This window comes from Bacillus sp. 37MA (assembly GCF_000372765.1).
GTDB lineage: Bacteria > Bacillota > Bacilli > Bacillales > Domibacillaceae > Domibacillus > Domibacillus aminovorans.
This window is the reverse complement of record NZ_KB889752.1, coordinates 2,320,575-2,340,893: the sequence shown is the minus strand read 5'-3', so window position 1 is coordinate 2,340,893 and position 20,319 is coordinate 2,320,575. Positions and strand designations below refer to the sequence as shown.

Sequence of the window (20,319 nt, the reverse complement as noted above, 5' to 3'; positions counted from 1 at the left end):
TGTCCCTCCTTAAATAGAATATATATATAGTTATACATGAAAACGCTATCATATTCCAACTTTTTTCAGTGGATGAAAAAAGTTTTAACGGGCATTCTACGGGAAAAGGAGGGATTCATATGGAAAAACAGGCCTATTATATACAGATGGCAAACGGTGAAATTCAGTCAAGATCGGATGTTTCACCATGGAACTTTCGTATTTTTGCAAATGAAAAAGAAATTCAAGGTTTACGTGAATTGTTTAACGAAATGAATGGAGCAGATTCTCGCACGTTCTGGCGGGCACATGTACCGTATATTCCGTATCATATGGACAAAGACAATGATCAATACGATAACAGAATGATGGAGGTGTATGATAAATTGTACGAACTCGGTGACGAGGATGCTCGTACACATATAAAAAAGCTGCGTAATGAAGTATAATAGAGTGATATGAAGCAGAGATGAGGGGTCATGGGTGCATACTTTTATAGACAAAAATGGATTTTCTGTAAATATGACATTTGAGCGCGGTGCTTTCAGGGAGTCACCGACGCATGTCTTTGTTATTTGTCGGTATATGGAGGGGTGGCTGTTAACGAAACATCGGAAGCGTGGTCTTGAATTTCCAGGTGGAAAAAAGGAACAAGATGAAACGTTGGAAGAGGCAGCGCGTCGGGAAATATGGGAAGAAACTGGTGCCCATGTTGCCGAATTGCACTTTATAGGTGAGTATTGTGTACACGTTCCAGAAAAACCGTTTCTAAAAGCGGTTTTTTTTGCACGTGTAACGGATATAGAAAAGAAAGAGGATTATTTGGAAACGGATGGTCCATACAATGAAACGGGCGATTTATTACACGTGCGTTTCCAAGAATCTTATTCATTTTTAATGAAAGACGATGTAATTGCCTGCTCGTTTCATGAGCTGGAAAGGAAAGGACTTTTATGATAGAGCGTACGCCTTATCCATCGCCAAATCCACATGTACGTCTGTATACAGTCGTATATAAATCAGGTGGACTACGCGTCAAAGGGTTTCTAGCGGAGCCTTTGGACGACGAACAGCATGATGGTCTCTTGTACTTGCGCGGTGGCATCAAAAGTGTTGGTATGGTGCGTCCGGCCCGTATTGCGGAGTTTGCAGCGGAAGGATTTATTGTCTTCGCACCATTTTACCGAGGCAACCGTGGTGGTGAAGGAAATGAAGATTTTGCCGGGGAGGATCGGGAAGATGCATTTTCTGGGTTTGACTTGTTACAAGACAATGAACGTGTAAGAAATGGACGTGTTCACGTATTCGGGTTTTCAAGAGGAGGGGTTATGGCGATATTAACGGCCATTTACAGGCCAGTTTCATCACTAGTGACATGGGGCGGCGTATCAGATATGATCCTCACCTATAAAGAACGAAGCGATATGCGTAGGATGATGAAACGTGTCATAGGCGGCAGTCCGAATAAAGTACCTGAGCAATATGATTGGCGTACGCCGTTAAACGAAGCAGCGATGATAACAGCTCCTGTGTTCATTATTCACGGGAGGCTTGATGACAACGTATCCGTAGAACATGCATATCGTCTTGAGAAAAAGTTGGATAAGGCAGATATATTATATTTTAACGAGTATGATCATTACATACCACCTGCTGTAAATCGCAAAATTGTCGGGAAAATTGCAGTATGGATGAAAGAAAAAGGGAAGGGGAATGTATGATGGGCATGCCAATGGAATTAAACACAATGATTGTCACGAAAGGAAATGAAACGAGAGAAGAAGAAAACAGATTTGTATTAACAAAGAACGGCTACCGTCTGTATCCAATAGGCATTCCGATTGCCGTATACAAAGTGAAAGACAGTGAGCAAAGCGGGATAGCAATTATTGAAAAAGTGGAGTGGCAAAATGATACGACAACCATTACGTATACACTTGTATCATTAAAATCAACGAATTAATATGAAAACCCTCCTGACGAACAGGAGGGTTTTCATATTTACATTTTAGGTCCGCCAAGTACTTCGATGTCAGAAGGAACACCGGTGAATTTTTTGAAATTAGCACGGAATTTAGCAGAAAGTTCCTGTGCTTTGACCATGAACGCTTCCTGATCAGCCCATGATTTACGTGGAATTAATACATCATCAGGCACGCCTGGTACTTGAACTGGAATATTGAGACCGAATACTTTTGTTGTGTATGTTTCAACGTTATTTAGTTCTCCTTCAAGTGCTGCTTGAATCATCGCACGTGTGTATGAAAGCTTCATACGTTGTCCTGTCCCGTATTCGCCGGCTGTCCAGCCTGTGTTCACAAGGAATACCTGCACGTTATGCTCGTCAATTTTTTTGCCAAGCATTTCTGCGTACACGGTTGCAGGAAGCGGAAGGAACGGTGAGCCAAAGCATGTTGAGAATGTAGCTTCCGGGCTTGTAATGCCGCGTTCTGTACCGGCAAGTTTTGATGTGTATCCACTCAAGAAATGGTACATAGCCTGCTCTTTTGATAACTTGCTGATTGGAGGCAAAACGCCGAATGCATCAGCTGTTAAAAAGATAATTGTATGTGGGTGACCCGCGATGCTTGGATCAATAATATTCTCAATTGATTGAATCGGGTAAGCCGCACGCGTATTTTCAGTTAACGAGTTATCAGCGTAATCTGGAATGCGTGTATCATGATCAAGGATAACGTTTTCGAGAACAGAGCCGAAACGGATCGCATCGTAAATTTGCGGTTCTTTTTCACGTGTCAAGCCAATTGTTTTTGCATAGCAGCCACCTTCAATATTGAACACACCGTTTGCAGACCAGCCATGCTCATCATCCCCAATCAAGCGTCGGTTCGGGTCAGCAGAAAGCGTCGTTTTGCCTGTGCCGGAAAGACCAAAGAACAGGGCGACATCACCTTCGTAGCCGACATTTGCCGAGCAGTGCATGGACAATACGTTGTTTTCTGGCAAAAGGTAGTTCATCACGGAGAAGATCGATTTTTTCATTTCTCCAGCATATTCTGTTCCACCGATTAACACGACGCGTTGTTCAAATGAAATAATGATGAACGTTTCAGAATTAGTGCCATCCACAAGAGGATCAGCCTGGAACGTCGGAGCAGATAAAACCGTGAATCCCGCTTCATGCGAGCGGAGCTCTTCTTCTGTCGGACGGATGAACAATTGGTGAGCAAACAGGTTGTGCCACGCGTATTCATTGATGACCTGAATGGGCAGGCGATGTTTATGATCTGCACCGGCAAAGCCATTGAAAACGAACAGTTCATCTTTTTCTTTTAAATGGCGTAGGACTTTATCGTACAAGTTATTAAACTTTTCTTCAGAGATCGGTTGGTTCGAGCCCCAATCGATTTTATCCTTTACGGCCGCTTCTTTGACGGTAAATTTGTCTTTTGGAGAGCGTCCTGTATATTTGCCTGTTTCGGCGCAAACCGCACCGGATGCGGTTAAAATACCTTCAGCGCGTTTGAGTACCTTTTCTACGAGTACAGGTACAGAAGGCTGTTGTAATACATTTGAGCCTTTCAGCAGCTCGACGATTTCGCTGGAAACAGTTAGAGAGTTCATATTTGTACAACCATCCTTTTCGAAATTTTTATATGTGTTGTGATTAAGATGAAATTAGTATAACACATTAATATTAATAATCTATACTAATTAAAGAGATTTTTATATTTTAATGAATTTTTTTGGTTTTTGGGGTTTAATCAGTGTACTATATTAATAAGAAAGGGTGATATTGGATCATATAAAGTTTCTCTTCCGTCCGATTCAATGGGAATTTACTGACCGTTCATCTGCGACAAATGATGCTGCACATATAACTTATCTTTTTTTCTAAGGAAAATCGGTTGACATGATGAATGATCTTTCGTAACATTGACACTTGAACGGATACTCTTATCCTGAGCCGGTGGAGGGACAGGCCCTGTGAAACCCAGCAACCTGCCGTATAAAACGCGGAAAAGGTGCTAAACCTGAGCAAGGATCAACCTTGGACGATAAGAGTGAAAGGCCCGAGTAAAAACAACCTTTCCTCTCTCTATGCCGGGAGAGTTTTTTTATTTTCCGGATCATCGGGGGAATATGAGTACCGTACCCATACTGATTTAAAGGAGGAATTTTTTCATGACAAAACAGCGTCGCCTGTTTACATCAGAATCTGTAACAGAAGGACATCCGGATAAAATCTGTGATCAAATTTCCGATGCGATACTTGATGCGATTCTTGACAAAGACCCGAATGCCCGAGTAGCAGCGGAAACATCTGTCACAACGGGGCTCGTACTCGTTGCCGGGGAAATTACCACTTCATCTTATGTGGATATTCCAAAAATCGTTCGTGAAACGATAAAAGAAATTGGGTATGTACGTGCAAAATATGGATTTGACTACGAAACAGCTGGTGTATTGACATCGATTGATGAACAGTCACCCGATATTGCAGCCGGTGTAAACGTAGCACTCGAAGCACGTGAAGGCCAGATGACGGATAAAGAAATCGACGAAATCGGTGCCGGTGACCAAGGCTTAATGTTCGGTTACGCATGCAATGAAACAGCGGAATTAATGCCGCTGCCCATTTCACTCGCACATAAACTTGCACGTCGTCTGACACAGGTACGTAAAGATGAAGTGCTTGAATACCTTCGTCCGGATGGTAAAACGCAAGTAACGGTTGAATACGATGAACATGGTCAGCCGGTTCGTGTGGATACAATCGTTATTTCAACTCAACATCATCCAGAAATTACACTTGAGCAAATTCAAAAAGAAGTTCGCGAACATGTCATTAATGAAGTCGTACCGGCTGAATTGATCGACAGTGAAACGAAATTTTTCATTAACCCGACAGGCCGCTTTGTGATCGGCGGACCACAGGGGGATGCAGGTTTAACAGGCCGCAAAATCATCGTTGATACGTATGGCGGATATGCTCGTCATGGCGGTGGGGCATTCTCTGGTAAAGATCCGACGAAAGTAGACCGTTCTGCGGCCTATGCAGCTCGTTACGTGGCAAAAAATATTGTGGCTGGGGGTCTTGCGGATAAATGTGAAGTTCAGCTTGCATACGCAATCGGTGTAGCACAGCCGGTATCGATTGCTGTTGACACATTTGAAACAGGTACAGTGTCAGAAGAAGTTCTTGTTGACCTAATTCGCAAAAACTTCGACCTTCGTCCAGCAGGAATTATTAACATGCTTGATCTGCGCCGTCCTATTTATCGTCAAACAGCGGCATACGGCCACTTTGGGCGTACGGACGTGGATCTTCCATGGGAACGTACGGACAAAGCTGAGCTTTTGAAATCAGAAGCAAAATAATAAAAAGCTGCCTGAAAGTTATTTGACTTTCAGGCAGTCTTTTTTTTATGATGGTATGCTTTTATGACAGCTGATGGGATCTACCAATAAATGATCGGATCACAGGTTAAAAACGCAACGTTCATTTCCATACTTTTGTTAGCATATCTTGTACATCATTTTTGAATGGATTTATAATATTGTCCTTTTTCCGCATACTCGCGGACGATTCGTTCCATATCTTTCCGGTCCTCTTCAGTAACATCGCGAATGACTTTAGCGGGACGCCCGAATGCCATTGTGTTCGGTGGGATGATTTTGCCAGGCGGAACGAGGCTGCCGGCACCAATGAACGCACCTTCACCAATTTCAGCATTATCTAAAATGATGGACCCCATGCCGATGAGTGCACCTTTTCTAATTTTGCAGCTATGTAAAAGAACTTGGTGGCCGATCGTCACATGATCTTCTAATACGAGCGGGTTGTTTGGACTTTGATGCAGGACGGAATTGTCTTGAACGTTGACTCGATTTCCAATAACAGTTGGGGCGACGTCGCCGCGAATCACGGTATTGTACCAAATGGTAGATTCCTCTCCGATGCTCACATCACCGGTAATTGTGACATGATCTGCAATAAAAGCAGACTCTGCAATCTCTGGTTCTTTGTCTTTATAAGGATAAATCATCTATGAAACTCCTTTCTTTTTTTATATGTACCGTTTTATTTTATCGAAAGCCAAAAGATTTGTATAATAGAAAAAACGATTGCCGTTTGTGAAGGAGAGAGCAACTATGTGGAAATGGGAGTGTGAAGGGCGACCAAAAGGTGTGATCGTCATCGTGCACGGTGCACTTGAACATCACGGACGTTACGGCTGGCTTATTGAAATGTGGCGGCAGAATGGGTTTAATGTCGTTATGGGCGACCTGCCAGGACAAGGAATGACATCACGTGCCAAGCGTGGTCATATTTCGTCCTTTACTGAATATACAAATGAAATTTCTGACTGGGTCAATGCAGCCTATCAGTTTGATGTGCCGGTTTTTTTACTCGGTCACAGCATGGGCGGACTGATTGTTACTCGTTATTTGCAGGAACAGAAGCCTGAACTTGCGGGTGTCATTTTATCATCACCACTATTTAAAATGAAACACGTGCCGCCAAAGCATTTAAACATGATGTCACACGGGCTTAATACTATGACGCCATCGCTAAAATTTGACTCGGGTATTACCGTCGATATGTCGACGCGGAATGAAGAGGTGCGGGCGTTCGACATGGAAGATACAATGTTTGTCCGAAAAGTGTCGGTCCGCTGGTATCGTGAAGTCATCCAGGCGATTAAAATGGTTGCTGCGGGGCCCGGTGAAATACCCGATATTCCTCATCTTATTATGCAGGCCGGCGATGATAAAATAGTTGACAGCAGTGCTGTCCGCTTATTCACGAAAAAAATCGACGTATCCGAGCTGCAGTATAAAGAATGGCCTAAATTGTATCATGAAATTTTTAATGAACCAGAGCGGGAAGATGTATTTCGCTATGCGATTGATTTTGTTCATAACCGATTGCGCGCACTCGGTTTTATTATTGAAAAGTGAGGTAACTTAATGAATGTCCCTAAAAATTCGCTATTATTAATGCGAAAAGCATATAAAAGCATTTATCCAGCAGTAAAGACGGAATGGAGTAAATGGAAAGGGATGGCGGAACGTATTCCGGATCCGGAGCTTCGTCAACAAGCGCTGGATGTATATGAAAAAAAATATTTTCATTGTGAAGCCGGTGGTATTATTTCCATGCTTGCAGGTGAGAAATCAGTAGATGCCATTGCATTTATTGTTCCGTATCAGCTCATTTGTGATTATCTTGATAATTTGTGCGATCAAACGAGGTCGTTTAATCCGGATGATTTTGCGGCGCTGCATGAAGCGCTGCACGACTGTTTCTTTCCCGGCGAGGCAAAAAGTGATTATTACCGCTTCCGCGAGACGAAAGACGATGGCGGCTATTTAAACGCGCTCGTTGATGGATGCCGGCGTATTGTTGCGAATACCCCATCATTTTCGGCCGCAAAGCCGCATGTGCTTGATTTAAGCCGGTATTACAGTGAATTGCAAATTCATAAGCATGTGCGAGAAGAAGAGCGGGAAGAGCGGCTGATCCGCTGGTTTGAAAGCTATAAAGCAGATTTGCCAGATATGACATGGTATGAATTTTCTGCTTGCACCGGTTCAACGGTTGGTGTGTACTGCTTAATGTCGTGTGCAATGGGATCAGCATTTACGCCGACATACGCTAAAATGGTGCGTGACTGCTACTTTCCATACGGTCAAGGCATTCATATTTTACTTGATTACTTTATCGATCAAGAAGAGGATCAAGAAGACGGCGAGCTGAATTTTTGTACTTATTATGAAAATGAATCGGTGATGATGGATCGCTTCTTACACTTTTTACAGCAAGCCAAAAAAGGAACAGAATCGCTTCCTCACGCAAAGTTTCATTCATTTTTAATTGAAGGTATCGTGGCGGTTTATTTGTCCGAAGAAAAAGCAACTGAGAAGAAAAGTGTACAAAACCAGTGCCGAAAGCTCGTTCATACAGCGGGATTTTCGAGTGTTTTCTTTTACTGGAATGGTCGAACGTATAAAACAATCCGGAAAATGTACAAAGCTGAGTAATAGATTTTTTTCGTGTTCCGAAATAAAGTGAGACTTCATTAAAAACAAGCTCGTAGACTTCATCGTCTCCGGGCTTTTCGATTTTTTAGCTTGTTCGCACACAACGTTACAAAAACAGGCAGCCTCCTCGTTGGAAGACTGCCTTTCACTTAAATTATGCTTTTTCCCTCATCCATTTCGATAGCGTTTCATATACAATGGGGACAATAACGAGCGTTAGTAACGTCCAGCCTGTCAATCCACCGATGACCGTCACGCTTCATCTTATCCTTTTAAAATCAATTCACATACTTGTTCACACTCACCGCTTCTCGATCGCGATGATAAATGGCGGATTGTTTGCTTGATTGATAAATTCGTAGCGCATGACGTGAGCGTGCTTTTGATCCAGCGTCTCTGTGAATAACACGACTGCTTCGCGTTCAGCAGCGCCTTCTTCGTGTCCGTGGTAAATGACGAGCACAATGACACCACCGGTTTTCAACATCGTAAATAATTGCTGCACCGCTTCGATCGTTGTATTGGGTTTTGTTACGATTGATTTGTCACCTTTTGGCAAATAGCCAAGATTGAAAATAGCAGCAGATAATCGGCCGTGATAGTCAGCCGGAATGAGCTTTGCTGCTTGCTCATGACCAGAATGATAAAGCGATACACGGTTTGAAACACTCGCCTGTTTCAAGCGTTCGCCTGTATTTTTAATTGCCTGCTCTTGCACATCGAATGAGAAAACGTGTCCAGATTCGCCAACAAGCTTCGCTAAAAAGAGTGTATCGTGGCCGTTGCCTGCTGTAGCATCGACAGCGAAACTGCCGGCAGACATTGTTTTTTCAAGCAGAATTCGTGCGAATGGTAAAATGCCGTCGAGTGTCATGGTTGCAACACGGCCTTTTTGTATAATTTCCCTTGCCAGCTGCTACGCCGGACGAGTTCGGCGTCAATAGCGTTCAACACTTTCCATTTGTTTACACTCCACATTGGGCCGACCATTAAGTTAATGGGACCGTCGCCTGTAAGGCGGTGAATGACCATTTCTGGCGGCAATATTTCAAGCTGATCGCACACGAGATGGACGTAGTCGTCAAATGATAAAAAGTTGAGCAGTCCTTTTTCATACTGTTTCACAAGAGGTGTCCCTTTTAATAAATGCAACAAATGAATTTTAATTCCCTGTACATCAAGATCAGCTATCGCTTGAGCCGTTTCCATCATCATCTCTGGCGTTTCGAGCGGGAGTCCATTTATAAGGTGGGAGCAGACACGGATATTATGTTTACGCAGTTTTTCAACACCTTCAACATACGTTTGGAAGTTATGTGCACGGTTGATCAATTGGGCCGTTTGTTCGTGCACCGTTTGCAGACCAAGCTCGACCCATAAATAAGTACGTTCATTTAGTTCGGCTAAATAGTCCACGACGTCATCTGGCAGGCAGTCTGGACGTGTTGCAATCGATAATGCAACAACATCATCTTGCTTCAATACCCGTTCGTATTTCGCGCGAAGCACATGAACGGGTGCATGTGTGTTTGTGTATGCTTGAAAATAGGCCATATATTTGCCATCTTTCCATTTTTGATGCATTTTGGCTTTTATGTCGTTAAACTGTTTTTCAAGTGGATCAACACGATCACCAGCGAAGTCACCGGAACCGGCCGCACTGCAAAATGTACAGCCGCCAAATGCCACAGTGCCATCACGGTTCGGGCAGTCAAAGCCTCCGTCAAGTGCTACTTTAAACACTTTATGACCAAAATGCTCACGTAAATGATAATTCCACGTAAGGTATCGCTTATCATCACTTGCGTAAGGAAATGGGTTTGTCATGATCATTCCTCCTTTCATGCTCCATCCAAGGTAAAATTTTAACATGAACGTGGTCCCGGGTAAAATGCGCTTGCATATTAACCGAAATTTTTTTACAATGAGTGTTAAAGGTTTATAATGAAGAGAGCCGGCGGATGGATGGTGCAGTCCGGTATACTCAACGCGTACAATCACAATTGGGTGGTACCACAGGAAGAGACAATTCTCTCCTGTCCCATATTTTGGGGCGGGGGTTTTTTCATTTGTAGATTACATAAGATGGAAGGCAGGTTCAACGAATGAATTTCGATCATAAGCAAATTGAACAGAAATGGCAGCAATACTGGGAGCAAAATAAAACATTTAAAACGAACGAAGAACCGGAAAAACCGAAATTTTACGCGCTTGATATGTTTCCATATCCATCTGGCGCAGGACTTCATGTCGGCCATCCAGAAGGCTACACAGCAACGGATATTTTAAGCCGTTTCAAACGTATGCAGGGCTACAACGTCCTTCATCCGATGGGCTGGGATGCATTCGGACTTCCTGCAGAACAGTACGCGCTTGATACAGGAAATGATCCCGCTGAATTTACGGAACAGAACATTAACAATTTCCGTCGTCAAATTAAATCACTTGGTTTCTCTTATGACTGGGACCGCGAAATTAACACGACAGATCCGAATTATTATAAATGGACGCAATGGATTTTCTTACAATTGTATAAAAAAGATCTCGCGTACGTTGATGAAGTGCCGGTTAACTGGTGCCCGGCGTTAGGTACAGTACTTGCGAATGAGGAAGTTATTGATGGAAAATCAGAGCGGGGCGGTCATCCCGTCGAGCGCCGTCCGATGCGTCAATGGATGCTGAAAATCACGAAATATGCGGATCGTTTACTTGAAGATTTAGACGAGCTTGATTGGCCGGAAAGCATTAAAGAAATGCAACGAAACTGGATTGGCCGCTCTGAAGGTGCTGAAGTAACGTTTGCGATTGATGGATACAATGAGACGTTCAAGGTCTTCACGACGCGTCCGGACACATTGTTTGGCGCAACGTATGCGGTACTCGCGCCTGAACACCCATTTGTCGATAAAATAACGACAGCGGAGCAAAAATCAAAGGTTGAAGCGTATGTGAATCAAGTGAAATCGAAAAGTGATCTGGAGCGTACGGACCTTTCGAAAGACAAAACGGGTGTGTTCACAGGGGCATATGCAGTCAATCCAGTCAACGGCGAAAAAATGCCGATCTGGATTGCCGATTATGTATTGATCACATACGGAACAGGTGCGATTATGGCCGTACCTGCACATGATGAACGAGACTATGAATTTGCGCAGAAATTTGAACTGCCGATTACAGAAGTTGTTGCTGGCGGAAATGTTGAAGAAGCAGCCTATACAGGCGACGGTAAGCATGTGAATTCTGGCTTTTTGAACGGATTAAATAAAGAAGACGGTATTCAAACGATGATTGAATGGCTTGAAAAAGAAGGAGTCGGCACGAAAAAAGTGACGTATCGTCTGCGCGATTGGCTGTTCAGCCGCCAGCGCTACTGGGGTGAGCCGATTCCAATTATTCACTGGGAAGATGGTACATCAACAGCCGTTCCAGAATCCGAACTGCCGCTCGTCTTGCCGAAAACGACGGAAATTCGTCCATCCGGTACAGGTGAATCACCACTTGCAATCATTGAAAACTGGGTGAATGTTGTCGATCCCGCCACCGGTAAAAAAGGACGCCGCGAGACAAATACAATGCCGCAATGGGCAGGAAGCTGCTGGTATTATCTCCGTTTTATCGATCCGGATAATACGGAAGCACTTGCTGATCCGGAAAAATTAAAACGATGGCTGCCAGTTGATATTTACATCGGCGGCGCAGAGCATGCCGTTCTTCATCTTCTGTATGCGCGTTTCTGGCATAAAGTGTTGTACGATCTCGGTGTGGTTCATACGAAAGAGCCTTTCCAAAAATTGTTTAACCAAGGAATGATTCTCGGTGAAAATAATGAAAAAATGAGTAAATCAAAAGGAAACGTTGTGAATCCGGATCAAATCGTTGAAAGCCATGGTGCAGATACACTGCGTCTATATGAAATGTTCATGGGGCCGTTAGACGCTTCTGTTGCGTGGAGTACAACCGGTATTGACGGCGCACGCCGATTCCTTGATCGAATTTGGCGCTTGTTCGTAACGGATGATGGATCGTTGACTAAAAAAGTGACAGAAAGTGGTACAGAGCTTGAAAAAGTGTATCATCAAACTGTGAAAAAAGTAACGGATGACTATGCCGGTCTTCATTTTAATACGGCGATTTCACAAATGATGGTGTTTGTGAATGAAGCGAATAAGGCGGAAACGATTCCAGCTGATTTTGCGTCCGGCTTTGTGAAATTATTGGCGCCGCTCGCACCGCATCTTGCAGAAGAATTGTGGGAAAAGCTTGGTCATAATGAAACGGTAACATATGAAGCGTGGCCAACATTTGATGAATCGAAGTTAATTGATGATGAAGTGGAGATTGTGATCCAGTTAAATGGAAAATTACGGACGAAATTAATGGTTTCAAAAGATGCAACGAAGGAACAGATGGAAGAGATCGCACTGGCGGATGAAAAGTTCAAGGAAGATCTTGCTGGCAAGACGATACGTAAAGTGATTGCCGTTCCAGGAAAACTTGTGAACGTGGTTGCTAATTAATTTGAAGGGATGATGAAAGTGATTCCAACGATTACAGCAGAAGAAGTAAGACAAAAGGTTGAAAGCGGGCAAAAGATTGAACTGATCGATGTACGTGAAGAAGAAGAAGTAGCAGAAGGTATGATTCCACAAGCTGAACATATTGTTATGGGCACAATTCCTGAAAATCTAGACCGTCTCGATAAAGAAACAGAATATATTATCATCTGCCGCTCCGGTAAACGTAGCGAAAATGTATCGCGCTATTTGATCGAAAATGGTTATAAAGCAACAAATATGACAGGCGGAATGCTTGACTATACAGGTGAGATAGTACCGAAATAAAAAAGAAAAAAAGAGACTGTGCGATTTTTCGTACAGTCTCTTTTTAGATTTCGTTACGATAAAAGAGATTTACTTATGCCAGCTGCATTTGTGCCAGCAATATGACCGGTAATCAGTGCGGAAGTAATGTTGTAGCCCCCCGTGTAGCCGTGAATGTCGATAATTTCCCCACAGAAAAAGAGGCCGGGTTTCTTTTTTGATGCCATTGTTTTTGGTTCGATTTCTTTTACAGATACGCCGCCGCCGGTGACAAATGCTTTTTCAAGTGGCAGCGTGCCATTGACGGCAATTCTAAATGATTTCATCAATGAAGCGAGTTCACGAATCGCGCTGTCTGCCACTTGATTACCGGGTGTTTCTAAATCAATGTTTGCACGTTCAAGCAAAAAGTGTAAATAACGTTCCGGAAGCAGGCCTTTCAAGCTATTTTTTATAGATTTTTTTGGCTCTTCTTTTAAGCATTTGCGAATTCGGACGCCTACTTCATGTTCATTGCCATCTGGCCATGCGTCAATGGACATGTAGACAGGGGATCCATTTTTCTTTAATTCTTTCACGACGAATTGGCTGCATCTAAGCGCTGCAGGCCCCGATAATCCGAAATGGGTAAAGAGCATATCCATCCGGTGCGTCACGAGTGTTTTGCCCTTTTTATTTAGCACGGATAAGCTGACGTCACGAAGCGCCAGTCCTTGCATCGAACGGTTGACGATAAATGGTTCTTTTGACGTAATCGGTACTTCTGTCGGAAAAAGTTCCGTTACCGTATGTCCAGCGCGTTCTGCCCACGGATACCCGTCGCCCGTTGATCCGGTTTGCGGAACCGCTTTGCCTCCGGTTGCGAGTACAATAGCCCCAGCGCGAATTTCTTCGCCAGATTTGAGCCGGACACCGATCATTCGGTCGTCACTCATCAATAATTTTTTCACAGGTGATTCAAGCCGCAAATCTACACGAAGACGTTTTAGTTCATCAAGCAGTGCTTCAACGACATCCTGCGCCCGATCGGACACGGGAAACATGCGGCCATGATCTTCTTCTTTTAATTTTACACCGAGATTTTCGAAAAAGCGGATAATGTCTTCGTTGCTGAAGACGGAAAAGGCACTGTACAAAAATCGTCCATTGCCCGGTATATGGCGAATGATTTCTTCCACTGGCAGCCGGTTCGTTACATTACATCGGCCGCCGCCAGAAATTTGCAGTTTGTTGCCTGGTTTTTTCCCTTTATCAATTAACAGTGTGCGTGCACCCGCGCGTCCAGCTGCAATAGCCGCCATCAGTCCAGCGGGCCCACCGCCTACAACGATTACGTCGTACATAACGTCATCTCCTAATTCAAACTTTGTTCATTATAGCAGACGTGAAAAAAATTGTCAGAAACAAATGAAAGAGTTACACTATTAATTGGTGCTCTATTTATAAGAATGAGGGATTAAACGATGTCATCCAATTTAATACGCGGAACGTTCATTTTAACGATCGGAACGTTCATCTCAAAGTTTCTTGGTCTTTTTTATGTTATTCCATTTTATAAAATTATAGGTGGAGAAGAAGCGGCTGCTTTGTATAGCTACGGCTACGTGCCATATACCATTTTTATTAGCATCGCAACTGCAGGTGTGCCACTTGCCGTATCCAAGTACATAGCGAAATATAATGCGATTGAAGAATATGCGGTTGGGCGAAAGCTTTTTAAGTCAGGTCTTTTATTGATGACATTGACGGGTTTTTCCGCTTTTCTTATTATGTATATATTTTCGCCATTTTTTGCAGAATTGTCTATTCCAGACAGTGAGCAAGTCTATACGGTTGAACAAGTGACGACCGTCATTCGCGCTGTGAGTTTTGCACTCATCATCGTCCCGTTCATGAGTTTAATGCGTGGCTTTTTCCAAGGGCATCAATCAATGGGACCATCCGCTGTATCAACGGTTGTGGAGCAAATTGCCCGCATAGCCTTTTTGCTTACTGGTGCATACATTGTGATTCATTTAATGGGTGGCTCCGTTGTCACAGCGATAAGTGTAGCAACATTCGCTGCCTTTATTGGAGCAATTTTCGGTCTTCTTGTTTTATTCTGGTATTTTTTCAAGCGGAAAAAGCAATTGGATGAACTGGTGAAAAAAGACAAAGGGCAGACAGATGTGTCCTTGTTCGGTATGTATTCAGAAATTGTGCTTTATGCGATTCCGTTTGTTTTTGTCGGCATAGCCATTCCGCTTTATCAGCTCATTGACCAAGTAACCTTTTCACGGGCCATGTCAGAAATTGGCCTAGCGGATCAGGCGGTCGTCGCGGCATTTGGTGTGTTGAACTTCAGTACACAAAAACTAGTCATTATTCCGGTTTCACTAGCGACTGCTTTTGCGATGACACTAGTGCCAATGATAACGAGTTCATTTGTAAAAGGTGATCAGCATACTGTGAAGCGGCAGCTTGATCAAACATTTGAAGTATTGCTTTTCTTAACGATACCGGCAGCGATCGGGATTGCGCTGCTGGCAGAGCCGCTTTATACGGTATTTTACGCTCATAGCGAGCTTGGAACGGACGTGCTGCGTGTCTACGCACCGGTGGCCATTTTATTTGCGCTCTTCTCGGTTACAGCAGCCATTATGCAGGGAATCAATGAGCAGCGATTTACCATATTAAGTTTGCTGACAGGTATTTTAGTGAAACTGTCGCTTAATATTCCGCTTATAAAAATGTTTGAAACAGAAGGAGCGGTCTATGCAACAGCACTCGGATTTGTGTCATCGATTACGATTAACTTATTTGTTATTCGTTACTTTGCTGGCTATTCACTCCGATCGATTGGAAAAAAAATCAGCTTGATTGTTTTGTTTAATGTCGTGATGTCCATTGTCGTGTTCGGTCTATATAGCTTGCTGTCACTCGTTCTTTCTCCAGCTTCATTGTGGCCGTCTTTCTTGACTATTATCATTTGCGCAGCTACGGGAGCGATTGTGTATTTTGCCTTGAGCAGTAAATCAGGGCTTTTAGATACTTTATTTGGCTCACGCTTGGATGGAATTAAACGAAAACTACGCTTGAAAAAAGCTTAATTTTAGAAAAGAGGAACGATATGCGTCTTGATAAAATGCTTGCGAATTCAGGGGTTGGCACTCGTAAAGAAGTGAAAAAACTGCTTAAAAGTGGCGGCGTAACGGTAAATGGAACGATGGTGAAAGATGCGAAAATCCATGTGGACCCGGTTGTGGATGATGTCCGTTTTTTCGATGAACCGGTTGAGTATCGTGAATTTATTTATTTAATGATGAATAAGCCGGATGGTGTCGTGTCGGCAACAGAAGATAAGCGCGATGAAACGGTCATTGACTTGCTCGATGAATCTCACAGACATTTCGAGCCGCATCCAGTTGGACGCCTTGATAAAGATACAGAAGGCATGCTTTTGCTAACGAATGATGGACAATTGTCTCATAGCTTGCTGTCACCGAAGCGACATGTGGGGAAAACGTATTTTGCTCAAATAAAAGGGAATGTAACGACGGAAGATGTGCAAGCTTTTGCTAAAGGTGTGACATTGGAAGATGGTTATTTAACGAAGCCAGCTGAACTCGTCATTTTATCAAACGGGGCTGAATCTGAAATCGAACTGACGATTACAGAAGGGAAGTTCCATCAAGTGAAACGCATGTTTATAGCGGTTGATAAAGAAGTGCTGTACTTGAAGCGTTTATCGATGGGGCCGCTTGCACTCGATGAATCACTTGAACTCGGTGAATACAGGGAACTGACGGAAGAAGAAGTAAATATCCTAAAAGAAAACTAAAAAAACGGCTGCCCGCATCGCGGACAGCCGTTTTTTTTAGTATGAAAGGGTTACGATGTCATTCTCACCTTTTTTTCTGTCGTTGTCCATTTTCCGCGTGTTGGACTAAAGACGAGCTCATTATAAGCTAGTACATTTAAATCGCGTTGAATGGTGCGCGGGGTGATGCCAAACTCATCTACAATATCCTGTGTTGTCACAGTACCATTTTCTTTAATATACATGTAGACGGATTTAATGCGATTTAGCATCCGATTTGTAGTCGGTTTCAAAAAACCACTCCCTCGTCTTTTTTCCCTGAGGCATAACAACAGACGGCAGCAAATGATCTTACCAATTATAATAAAGTGTCTCAGACATCTCCTTTGCAAAATAGTATAAAGTGTCTGACAACTAAAGTGTACTGTATTTATTCTTATTTAGCTAGAAAAAAAGGTTGAATTTACACTTTGTTTACCCTTTTTTAATGATATTATGCCTTTAATCGGAAAATAACACTGATTGTAAATTTATATTCAGAAAATTTACAATTTAGTGAATAAATATGAAGTTGGTTTGTCAACACGTTCCGTTGTAAAATAAAAACAAGGAGGAATCGCTATGAATAATATAAACTGGATGGGTGAAATACTGGAGCGGCGCGATGAATTTATAGCTGATCTTCAGAAACTCATTCAAATTCCAAGTGTTAAAACCGAACGGAGGACAAAAGAAGCACCGTTTGGAACTCACGTAAAAGAGGCACTCGATTATATGCTTTCACTCGGTGAAAAAGATGGATTCACAATAAAAAATACAGGAAATGTGGCTGGACACCTAGAAATAGGCTCAGGAGACGGACTTATTGGGGTATTATGCCACGTGGATGTTGTACCGGCAGGGGACGGCTGGACGCACGAACCGTTTGGTGGAGAACTCGAATCGGGTAAATTATTTGGCAGGGGAGCGATTGACGATAAAGGACCAACAATGGCGGCCTATTACGCGATGAAAATTGTAAAAGAGCTTGGCATCCCACTAGAAAAAAGGGTACGGATGATTATTGGCACCGATGAAGAAAGTGACTGGCAATGTGTCGAGCGTTATTTTGAAACGGAAGAAATGCCGGATATTGGATTTGCTCCAGATGCTGATTTTCCAATTATTTTTGCGGAAAAAGGAATTGCTGATGTCCAGATCAAGCTCTCATTGCCAGCGCCGGATGAGGCGGCTGTTACGATGATAGCATTTGAAAGTGGAGAAAGGTATAATATGGTACCTGATTTTGCCCGTGCATCTTTATTAATCGATCAAAATCATACACTTTTTTTACAAAACTACACAGAATATATAAATGAGTCCAATTTTGAAGGCAATTATCACATTGAAAACGGTGCTGTTGTTCTAGAAATGAAAGGAACATCTGCACACGCAATGGAGCCAGATTTCGGACAAAATGCGGCGCTCATGTTAGCTAGATTTTTGAGCAATCAGCGTCTTGATACAGCATCTATCGCTTATATTGATTTTATGATACGTTATTTCGATGGTGACACGCGCGGACGGGCATTAGGGATTGCGGCGACGGATCTTGAAATGGGTGACGTAACTGTGAATGCAGCGATTTTTCGTTATGAAAAAGGGAAGTCTGCTCAAATTGGCGTAAATGTGCGCTATCCGGTATCGTTTTCGTTTAATGAAGAAATACAAAAGCTGAAAAAGAGGATTCAAAAAGAAAAAGCGGAATTGTCTGTTATATCGAATAGTGAACCTCATTATGTGCAACCGGATGATCCACTTATTGAAACATTGAAGCGTGTATATGAAGAAGAGACGGGCAAAAAAGCAGATCTGCTGTCAATCGGTGGCGGGACGTATGCACGCGCTTTGAAAACAGGTGTTGCATTCGGTGCACTGTTCCCGGGACGTCCAGATGTCGCACATCAAAAAGATGAATATGCTTTTGTTGAAGACTTATTTCAAGCTGCGGCGATTTATGCACGGACAATAGTGGAACTGGCGGGCAAGAATGAGAAAGAATGACGTATATTAAAAGATCCCCCCTTTCTATTCAAAGGGGGATCCATCTTATTATTTATATTGAAAAACGTCTGTTGATAAGTATCGTTCACCGGTATCAGGTGCAATACAGATAACGATATCGTCTTTCGATAATGTTTTCGCCACTTCGATCGCTGCAAAACACGTCGCACCTCCGGAAGGGCCGACTAAAATGCCTTCCTCTGCGGCTAAGCGGCGTGTAATAGTATAGGCGTCATCATCTTCAATTTTAAAAATGGAGTCGTACACATCGATGTTTAGTGTTTTCGGAACGAAGCCAGGGCTCGTGCCGATGAGTTTATGTTTGCCCGGCTGGCCGCCTGATAATACAGGAGATCCCGCTGGCTCAACGACGTGTACCGTCAAATTGGGATACACCTTCTTTAACTCTTCACCTGTACCTGTAATGGTGCCACCTGTTCCGGAGCTGGCAATAAATGAGGCGAAGTTCTTCCCAATTTGATCAACTGCATCGATAATTTCAGCTGATGTTGTGCCGCGGTGGGCATCTGGATTTGCAGGATTATCAAATTGCATTGGAATATAACTGCCGGGAATTTCTTTTGCCAGTTCAATTGCTTTTTGGATCGACCCCATCATTTTTTTATCGCCTGGTGTTAACACGACCTTGGCGCCGTACGCTTTTAAAATATTGATACGCTCTTTCGTCATTGTATCGGGCATAACGAGAATCGTTTTGTAACCCCGGGCTGCGGCATTCATCGCAATGCCAATACCAGTGTTGCCGCTTGTTGGTTCGATAATGGTCGCACCAGGTGTCAGTTTTCCTGATTTTTCTGCTTCAATTATCATATTATAAGCGGCACGGTCTTTCACGCTTTTACTCGGGTTATAAAATTCTAATTTTACGTATACGTCCGCTCCATGTTTAGGCGACAGACGCTGCAATTTGACGACAGGCGTGTCGCCAATCAAATGTGCGATATTATGAACCACTTTCATTAAAAAGTCATCCTTTCTATACCTTTTATTAAATCACATCATTCAAATAAATCCAATCCATACACAATGATTTAAAAAACATAATAAATGATATATACTTTTTTGTTAAACTAAAGATAAACTCAGGGGGAGAAAATGAAACCGCATTATTTTTTCGCGATTGTAATACCCGATGATATGAAAAAGGCTATTTTTCATGAAATGAAGCAGCATCAATTACCATTTAAGAAATTTACACATCCAGAAGATTATCATATTACACTGGCGTTTATCGGTGATTCAGAAGAAAGGTTACTTGAAGAAGTATGCGCCCAGCTGGAAGAATCGTTAAAAGAGACACATTCATTTCCACTAAGGCTCACTTCTTTTTATACATTTGGTCTGCCAGCATCCCCACGTATTTTCTGGATAGGCACGGACGAACCAAGAGAATTGTACCAATTGCAGTCGATTACTGTGAATGTTTGCACAAAAGCGGGATTCAAACTTGATGAAAGACCATACCGTCCTCATTTGACAACGGCGAGAAAGTGGAAGGGGGATAAACCATATAAACCTGTTGTTGCACCAGAATGGAATAATATTACAATAAATGAAGTGGCGTTGTATGAAACAAATCGTTTAGAAGAGCCTAAATATACAAAAAAATGGTCATACTTGTTAAACGAAACGAGAGAGGACTAATCT

General features: G+C 42.9%; 20 protein-coding genes, 1 pseudogene and 1 riboswitch. Of the genes and pseudogenes, 13 read left to right on the top strand and 8 right to left on the bottom strand.

Annotation, left to right across the window (positions count from 1 at the left end):
* Positions 1–119 precede the first annotated feature (119 nt).
* Genes A3M5_RS0112940 through A3M5_RS0112925 form a run of 4 tightly spaced genes read left to right on the top strand, consistent with a single transcriptional unit; the run spans position 120 to position 1,942 of the window.
* Positions 120–428, top strand: a complete 309-nt coding sequence (locus tag A3M5_RS0112940) for a hypothetical protein (protein ID WP_018394211.1) — start codon at positions 120–122, stop codon at positions 426–428.
* 34 nt (positions 429–462) lie between these two features.
* Entirely contained in the window at positions 463–936 is a 474-nt protein-coding gene (gene ytkD / locus A3M5_RS0112935) for an RNA deprotection pyrophosphohydrolase (protein WP_018394210.1), read from the top strand.
* Positions 933–1,700, top strand: a complete 768-nt coding sequence (locus A3M5_RS0112930; RefSeq protein ID WP_018394209.1) for an alpha/beta hydrolase family protein — start codon at positions 933–935, stop codon at positions 1,698–1,700. Before ytkD ends, A3M5_RS0112930 begins: the two co-directional genes overlap by 4 nt.
* Positions 1,700–1,942 (top strand): DUF2584 domain-containing protein, encoded by a 243-nt coding sequence (locus A3M5_RS0112925; RefSeq protein WP_018394208.1) that lies wholly within the window; start codon positions 1,700–1,702, stop codon positions 1,940–1,942. Before A3M5_RS0112930 ends, A3M5_RS0112925 begins: the two co-directional genes overlap by 1 nt.
* Before the next feature lie 38 nt (positions 1,943–1,980).
* On the opposite strand, the gene pckA is transcribed toward A3M5_RS0112925, so the two are convergent.
* Positions 1,981–3,564, bottom strand: coding sequence for a phosphoenolpyruvate carboxykinase (ATP) (pckA, locus tag A3M5_RS0112920; RefSeq protein ID WP_018394207.1), 1,584 nt, complete (start codon positions 3,562–3,564; stop codon positions 1,981–1,983).
* Positions 3,565–3,894: 330 nt separating this feature from the next.
* Positions 3,895–4,005, top strand: a riboswitch (SAM riboswitch).
* Positions 4,006–4,125: 120 nt separating this feature from the next.
* On the opposite strand from pckA, the gene metK reads away from it, so the two are divergent.
* A complete protein-coding gene (metK, locus tag A3M5_RS0112915) occupies positions 4,126–5,322 on the top strand; it encodes a methionine adenosyltransferase (protein WP_018394206.1) in 1,197 nt (398 codons plus the stop codon).
* Positions 5,323–5,477: 155 nt separating this feature from the next.
* Here the strand turns inward: metK and A3M5_RS0112910 are convergent, their stop codons facing one another.
* Positions 5,478–5,990: a gamma carbonic anhydrase gene (locus tag A3M5_RS0112910; RefSeq protein ID WP_018394205.1), complete on the bottom strand. Its 513-nt coding sequence runs from the start codon at positions 5,988–5,990 to the stop codon at positions 5,478–5,480.
* Between the two features lie 106 nt (positions 5,991–6,096).
* Between A3M5_RS0112910 and A3M5_RS0112905 the strand changes: the two genes are divergently transcribed.
* Together A3M5_RS0112905 and A3M5_RS0112900 are read left to right on the top strand one after the other, a co-directional pair.
* The gene (locus tag A3M5_RS0112905) at positions 6,097–6,906 is read left to right on the top strand and encodes an alpha/beta hydrolase (protein WP_018394204.1); all 810 of its coding nucleotides are present in this window, start codon (positions 6,097–6,099) and stop codon (positions 6,904–6,906) included.
* Positions 6,907–6,915: 9 nt separating this feature from the next.
* The gene (locus A3M5_RS0112900; protein WP_018394203.1) at positions 6,916–7,989 is read left to right on the top strand and encodes a tetraprenyl-beta-curcumene synthase family protein; all 1,074 of its coding nucleotides are present in this window, start codon (positions 6,916–6,918) and stop codon (positions 7,987–7,989) included.
* A gap of 154 nt (positions 7,990–8,143) precedes the next feature.
* Here the strand turns inward: A3M5_RS0112900 and A3M5_RS26850 are convergent.
* The 3 genes and pseudogenes from A3M5_RS26850 to mnmL form a co-directional block, all read right to left on the bottom strand.
* Positions 8,144–8,245, bottom strand: a pseudogene (locus A3M5_RS26850) (hypothetical protein); the annotation flags it as partial.
* 45 nt (positions 8,246–8,290) lie between these two features.
* The gene (gene mnmM / locus A3M5_RS0112890) at positions 8,291–8,863 is read right to left on the bottom strand and encodes a tRNA 5-(aminomethyl)-2-thiouridylate-methyltransferase MnmM (protein ID WP_018394201.1); all 573 of its coding nucleotides are present in this window, start codon (positions 8,861–8,863) and stop codon (positions 8,291–8,293) included.
* Positions 8,860–9,822: a tRNA modification radical SAM protein MnmL/YtqA gene (gene mnmL, locus A3M5_RS0112885; RefSeq protein ID WP_026221716.1), complete on the bottom strand. Its 963-nt coding sequence runs from the start codon at positions 9,820–9,822 to the stop codon at positions 8,860–8,862. Before mnmL ends, mnmM begins: the two co-directional genes overlap by 4 nt.
* 272 nt (positions 9,823–10,094) lie before the next feature.
* On the opposite strand from mnmL, the gene leuS reads away from it, so the two are divergent.
* Positions 10,095–12,506: a leucine--tRNA ligase gene (leuS, locus tag A3M5_RS0112880; RefSeq protein WP_018394199.1), complete on the top strand. Its 2,412-nt coding sequence runs from the start codon at positions 10,095–10,097 to the stop codon at positions 12,504–12,506.
* A gap of 12 nt (positions 12,507–12,518) precedes the next feature.
* Positions 12,519–12,830 carry a rhodanese-like domain-containing protein gene (locus A3M5_RS0112875; RefSeq protein ID WP_018394198.1) on the top strand — a complete coding sequence of 104 codons (312 nt, stop codon included), beginning with the start codon at positions 12,519–12,521 and terminating at the stop codon, positions 12,828–12,830.
* Positions 12,831–12,883: 53 nt separating this feature from the next.
* Here A3M5_RS0112875 and A3M5_RS0112870 read toward each other — a convergent pair whose 3' ends face one another.
* Positions 12,884–14,152, bottom strand: a complete 1,269-nt coding sequence (locus A3M5_RS0112870; RefSeq protein WP_018394197.1) for a BaiN/RdsA family NAD(P)/FAD-dependent oxidoreductase — start codon at positions 14,150–14,152, stop codon at positions 12,884–12,886.
* A gap of 120 nt (positions 14,153–14,272) precedes the next feature.
* Between A3M5_RS0112870 and A3M5_RS0112865 the strand changes: the two genes are divergently transcribed.
* Complete coding sequence (locus A3M5_RS0112865; RefSeq protein WP_018394196.1) at positions 14,273–15,898, top strand: putative polysaccharide biosynthesis protein; 1,626 nt, start codon at positions 14,273–14,275, stop codon at positions 15,896–15,898.
* Positions 15,899–15,918: 20 nt separating this feature from the next.
* On the top strand, positions 15,919–16,629 hold the full coding sequence (locus A3M5_RS0112860; protein WP_018394195.1) for a pseudouridine synthase: 711 nt from the start codon (positions 15,919–15,921) through the stop codon (positions 16,627–16,629).
* 50 nt (positions 16,630–16,679) lie between these two features.
* Here the strand turns inward: A3M5_RS0112860 and A3M5_RS0112855 are convergent, their stop codons facing one another.
* Positions 16,680–16,901, bottom strand: coding sequence for a DeoR family transcriptional regulator (locus A3M5_RS0112855; RefSeq protein ID WP_018394194.1), 222 nt, complete (start codon positions 16,899–16,901; stop codon positions 16,680–16,682).
* A gap of 328 nt (positions 16,902–17,229) precedes the next feature.
* Between A3M5_RS0112855 and pepV the strand changes: the two genes are divergently transcribed.
* Positions 17,230–18,651, top strand: coding sequence for a dipeptidase PepV (gene pepV, locus A3M5_RS0112850; protein WP_018394193.1), 1,422 nt, complete (start codon positions 17,230–17,232; stop codon positions 18,649–18,651).
* Between the two features lie 48 nt (positions 18,652–18,699).
* On the opposite strand, the gene cysK is transcribed toward pepV, so the two are convergent.
* Entirely contained in the window at positions 18,700–19,632 is a 933-nt protein-coding gene (cysK, locus tag A3M5_RS0112845) for a cysteine synthase A (RefSeq protein WP_018394192.1), read from the bottom strand.
* Between the two features lie 135 nt (positions 19,633–19,767).
* Between cysK and thpR the strand changes: the two genes are divergently transcribed.
* Positions 19,768–20,316, top strand: coding sequence for an RNA 2',3'-cyclic phosphodiesterase (thpR, locus tag A3M5_RS22975; RefSeq protein WP_018394191.1), 549 nt, complete (start codon positions 19,768–19,770; stop codon positions 20,314–20,316).
* The last annotated feature ends 3 nt before the right edge of the window (positions 20,317–20,319 follow it).

What these genes read in the sequence shown, in the direction of transcription:
- A3M5_RS0112940 (WP_018394211.1), top strand. Translation starts at nt 120, where the DNA reads ATGGAAAAACAGGCCTATTATATACAGATGGCAAACGGTGAAATTCAG.
- A3M5_RS0112930 (WP_018394209.1), top strand. Translation starts at nt 933, where the DNA reads ATGATAGAGCGTACGCCTTATCCATCGCCAAATCCACATGTACGTCTG.
- A3M5_RS0112925 (WP_018394208.1), top strand. Translation starts at nt 1,700, where the DNA reads ATGGGCATGCCAATGGAATTAAACACAATGATTGTCACGAAAGGAAAT.
- pckA (WP_018394207.1), bottom strand. Translation starts at nt 3,564, where the DNA reads ATGAACTCTCTAACTGTTTCCAGCGAAATCGTCGAGCTGCTGAAAGGC.
- metK (WP_018394206.1), top strand. Translation starts at nt 4,126, where the DNA reads ATGACAAAACAGCGTCGCCTGTTTACATCAGAATCTGTAACAGAAGGA.
- A3M5_RS0112910 (WP_018394205.1), bottom strand. Translation starts at nt 5,990, where the DNA reads ATGATTTATCCTTATAAAGACAAAGAACCAGAGATTGCAGAGTCTGCT.
- A3M5_RS0112905 (WP_018394204.1), top strand. Translation starts at nt 6,097, where the DNA reads ATGTGGAAATGGGAGTGTGAAGGGCGACCAAAAGGTGTGATCGTCATC.
- A3M5_RS0112900 (WP_018394203.1), top strand. Translation starts at nt 6,916, where the DNA reads ATGAATGTCCCTAAAAATTCGCTATTATTAATGCGAAAAGCATATAAA.
- mnmM (WP_018394201.1), bottom strand. Translation starts at nt 8,863, where the DNA reads ATGACACTCGACGGCATTTTACCATTCGCACGAATTCTGCTTGAAAAA.
- mnmL (WP_026221716.1), bottom strand. Translation starts at nt 9,822, where the DNA reads ATGATCATGACAAACCCATTTCCTTACGCAAGTGATGATAAGCGATAC.
- leuS (WP_018394199.1), top strand. Translation starts at nt 10,095, where the DNA reads ATGAATTTCGATCATAAGCAAATTGAACAGAAATGGCAGCAATACTGG.
- A3M5_RS0112875 (WP_018394198.1), top strand. Translation starts at nt 12,519, where the DNA reads ATGAAAGTGATTCCAACGATTACAGCAGAAGAAGTAAGACAAAAGGTT.
- A3M5_RS0112870 (WP_018394197.1), bottom strand. Translation starts at nt 14,152, where the DNA reads ATGTACGACGTAATCGTTGTAGGCGGTGGGCCCGCTGGACTGATGGCG.
- A3M5_RS0112865 (WP_018394196.1), top strand. Translation starts at nt 14,273, where the DNA reads ATGTCATCCAATTTAATACGCGGAACGTTCATTTTAACGATCGGAACG.
- A3M5_RS0112860 (WP_018394195.1), top strand. Translation starts at nt 15,919, where the DNA reads ATGCGTCTTGATAAAATGCTTGCGAATTCAGGGGTTGGCACTCGTAAA.
- pepV (WP_018394193.1), top strand. Translation starts at nt 17,230, where the DNA reads ATGAATAATATAAACTGGATGGGTGAAATACTGGAGCGGCGCGATGAA.
- cysK (WP_018394192.1), bottom strand. Translation starts at nt 19,632, where the DNA reads ATGAAAGTGGTTCATAATATCGCACATTTGATTGGCGACACGCCTGTC.
- thpR (WP_018394191.1), top strand. Translation starts at nt 19,768, where the DNA reads ATGAAACCGCATTATTTTTTCGCGATTGTAATACCCGATGATATGAAA.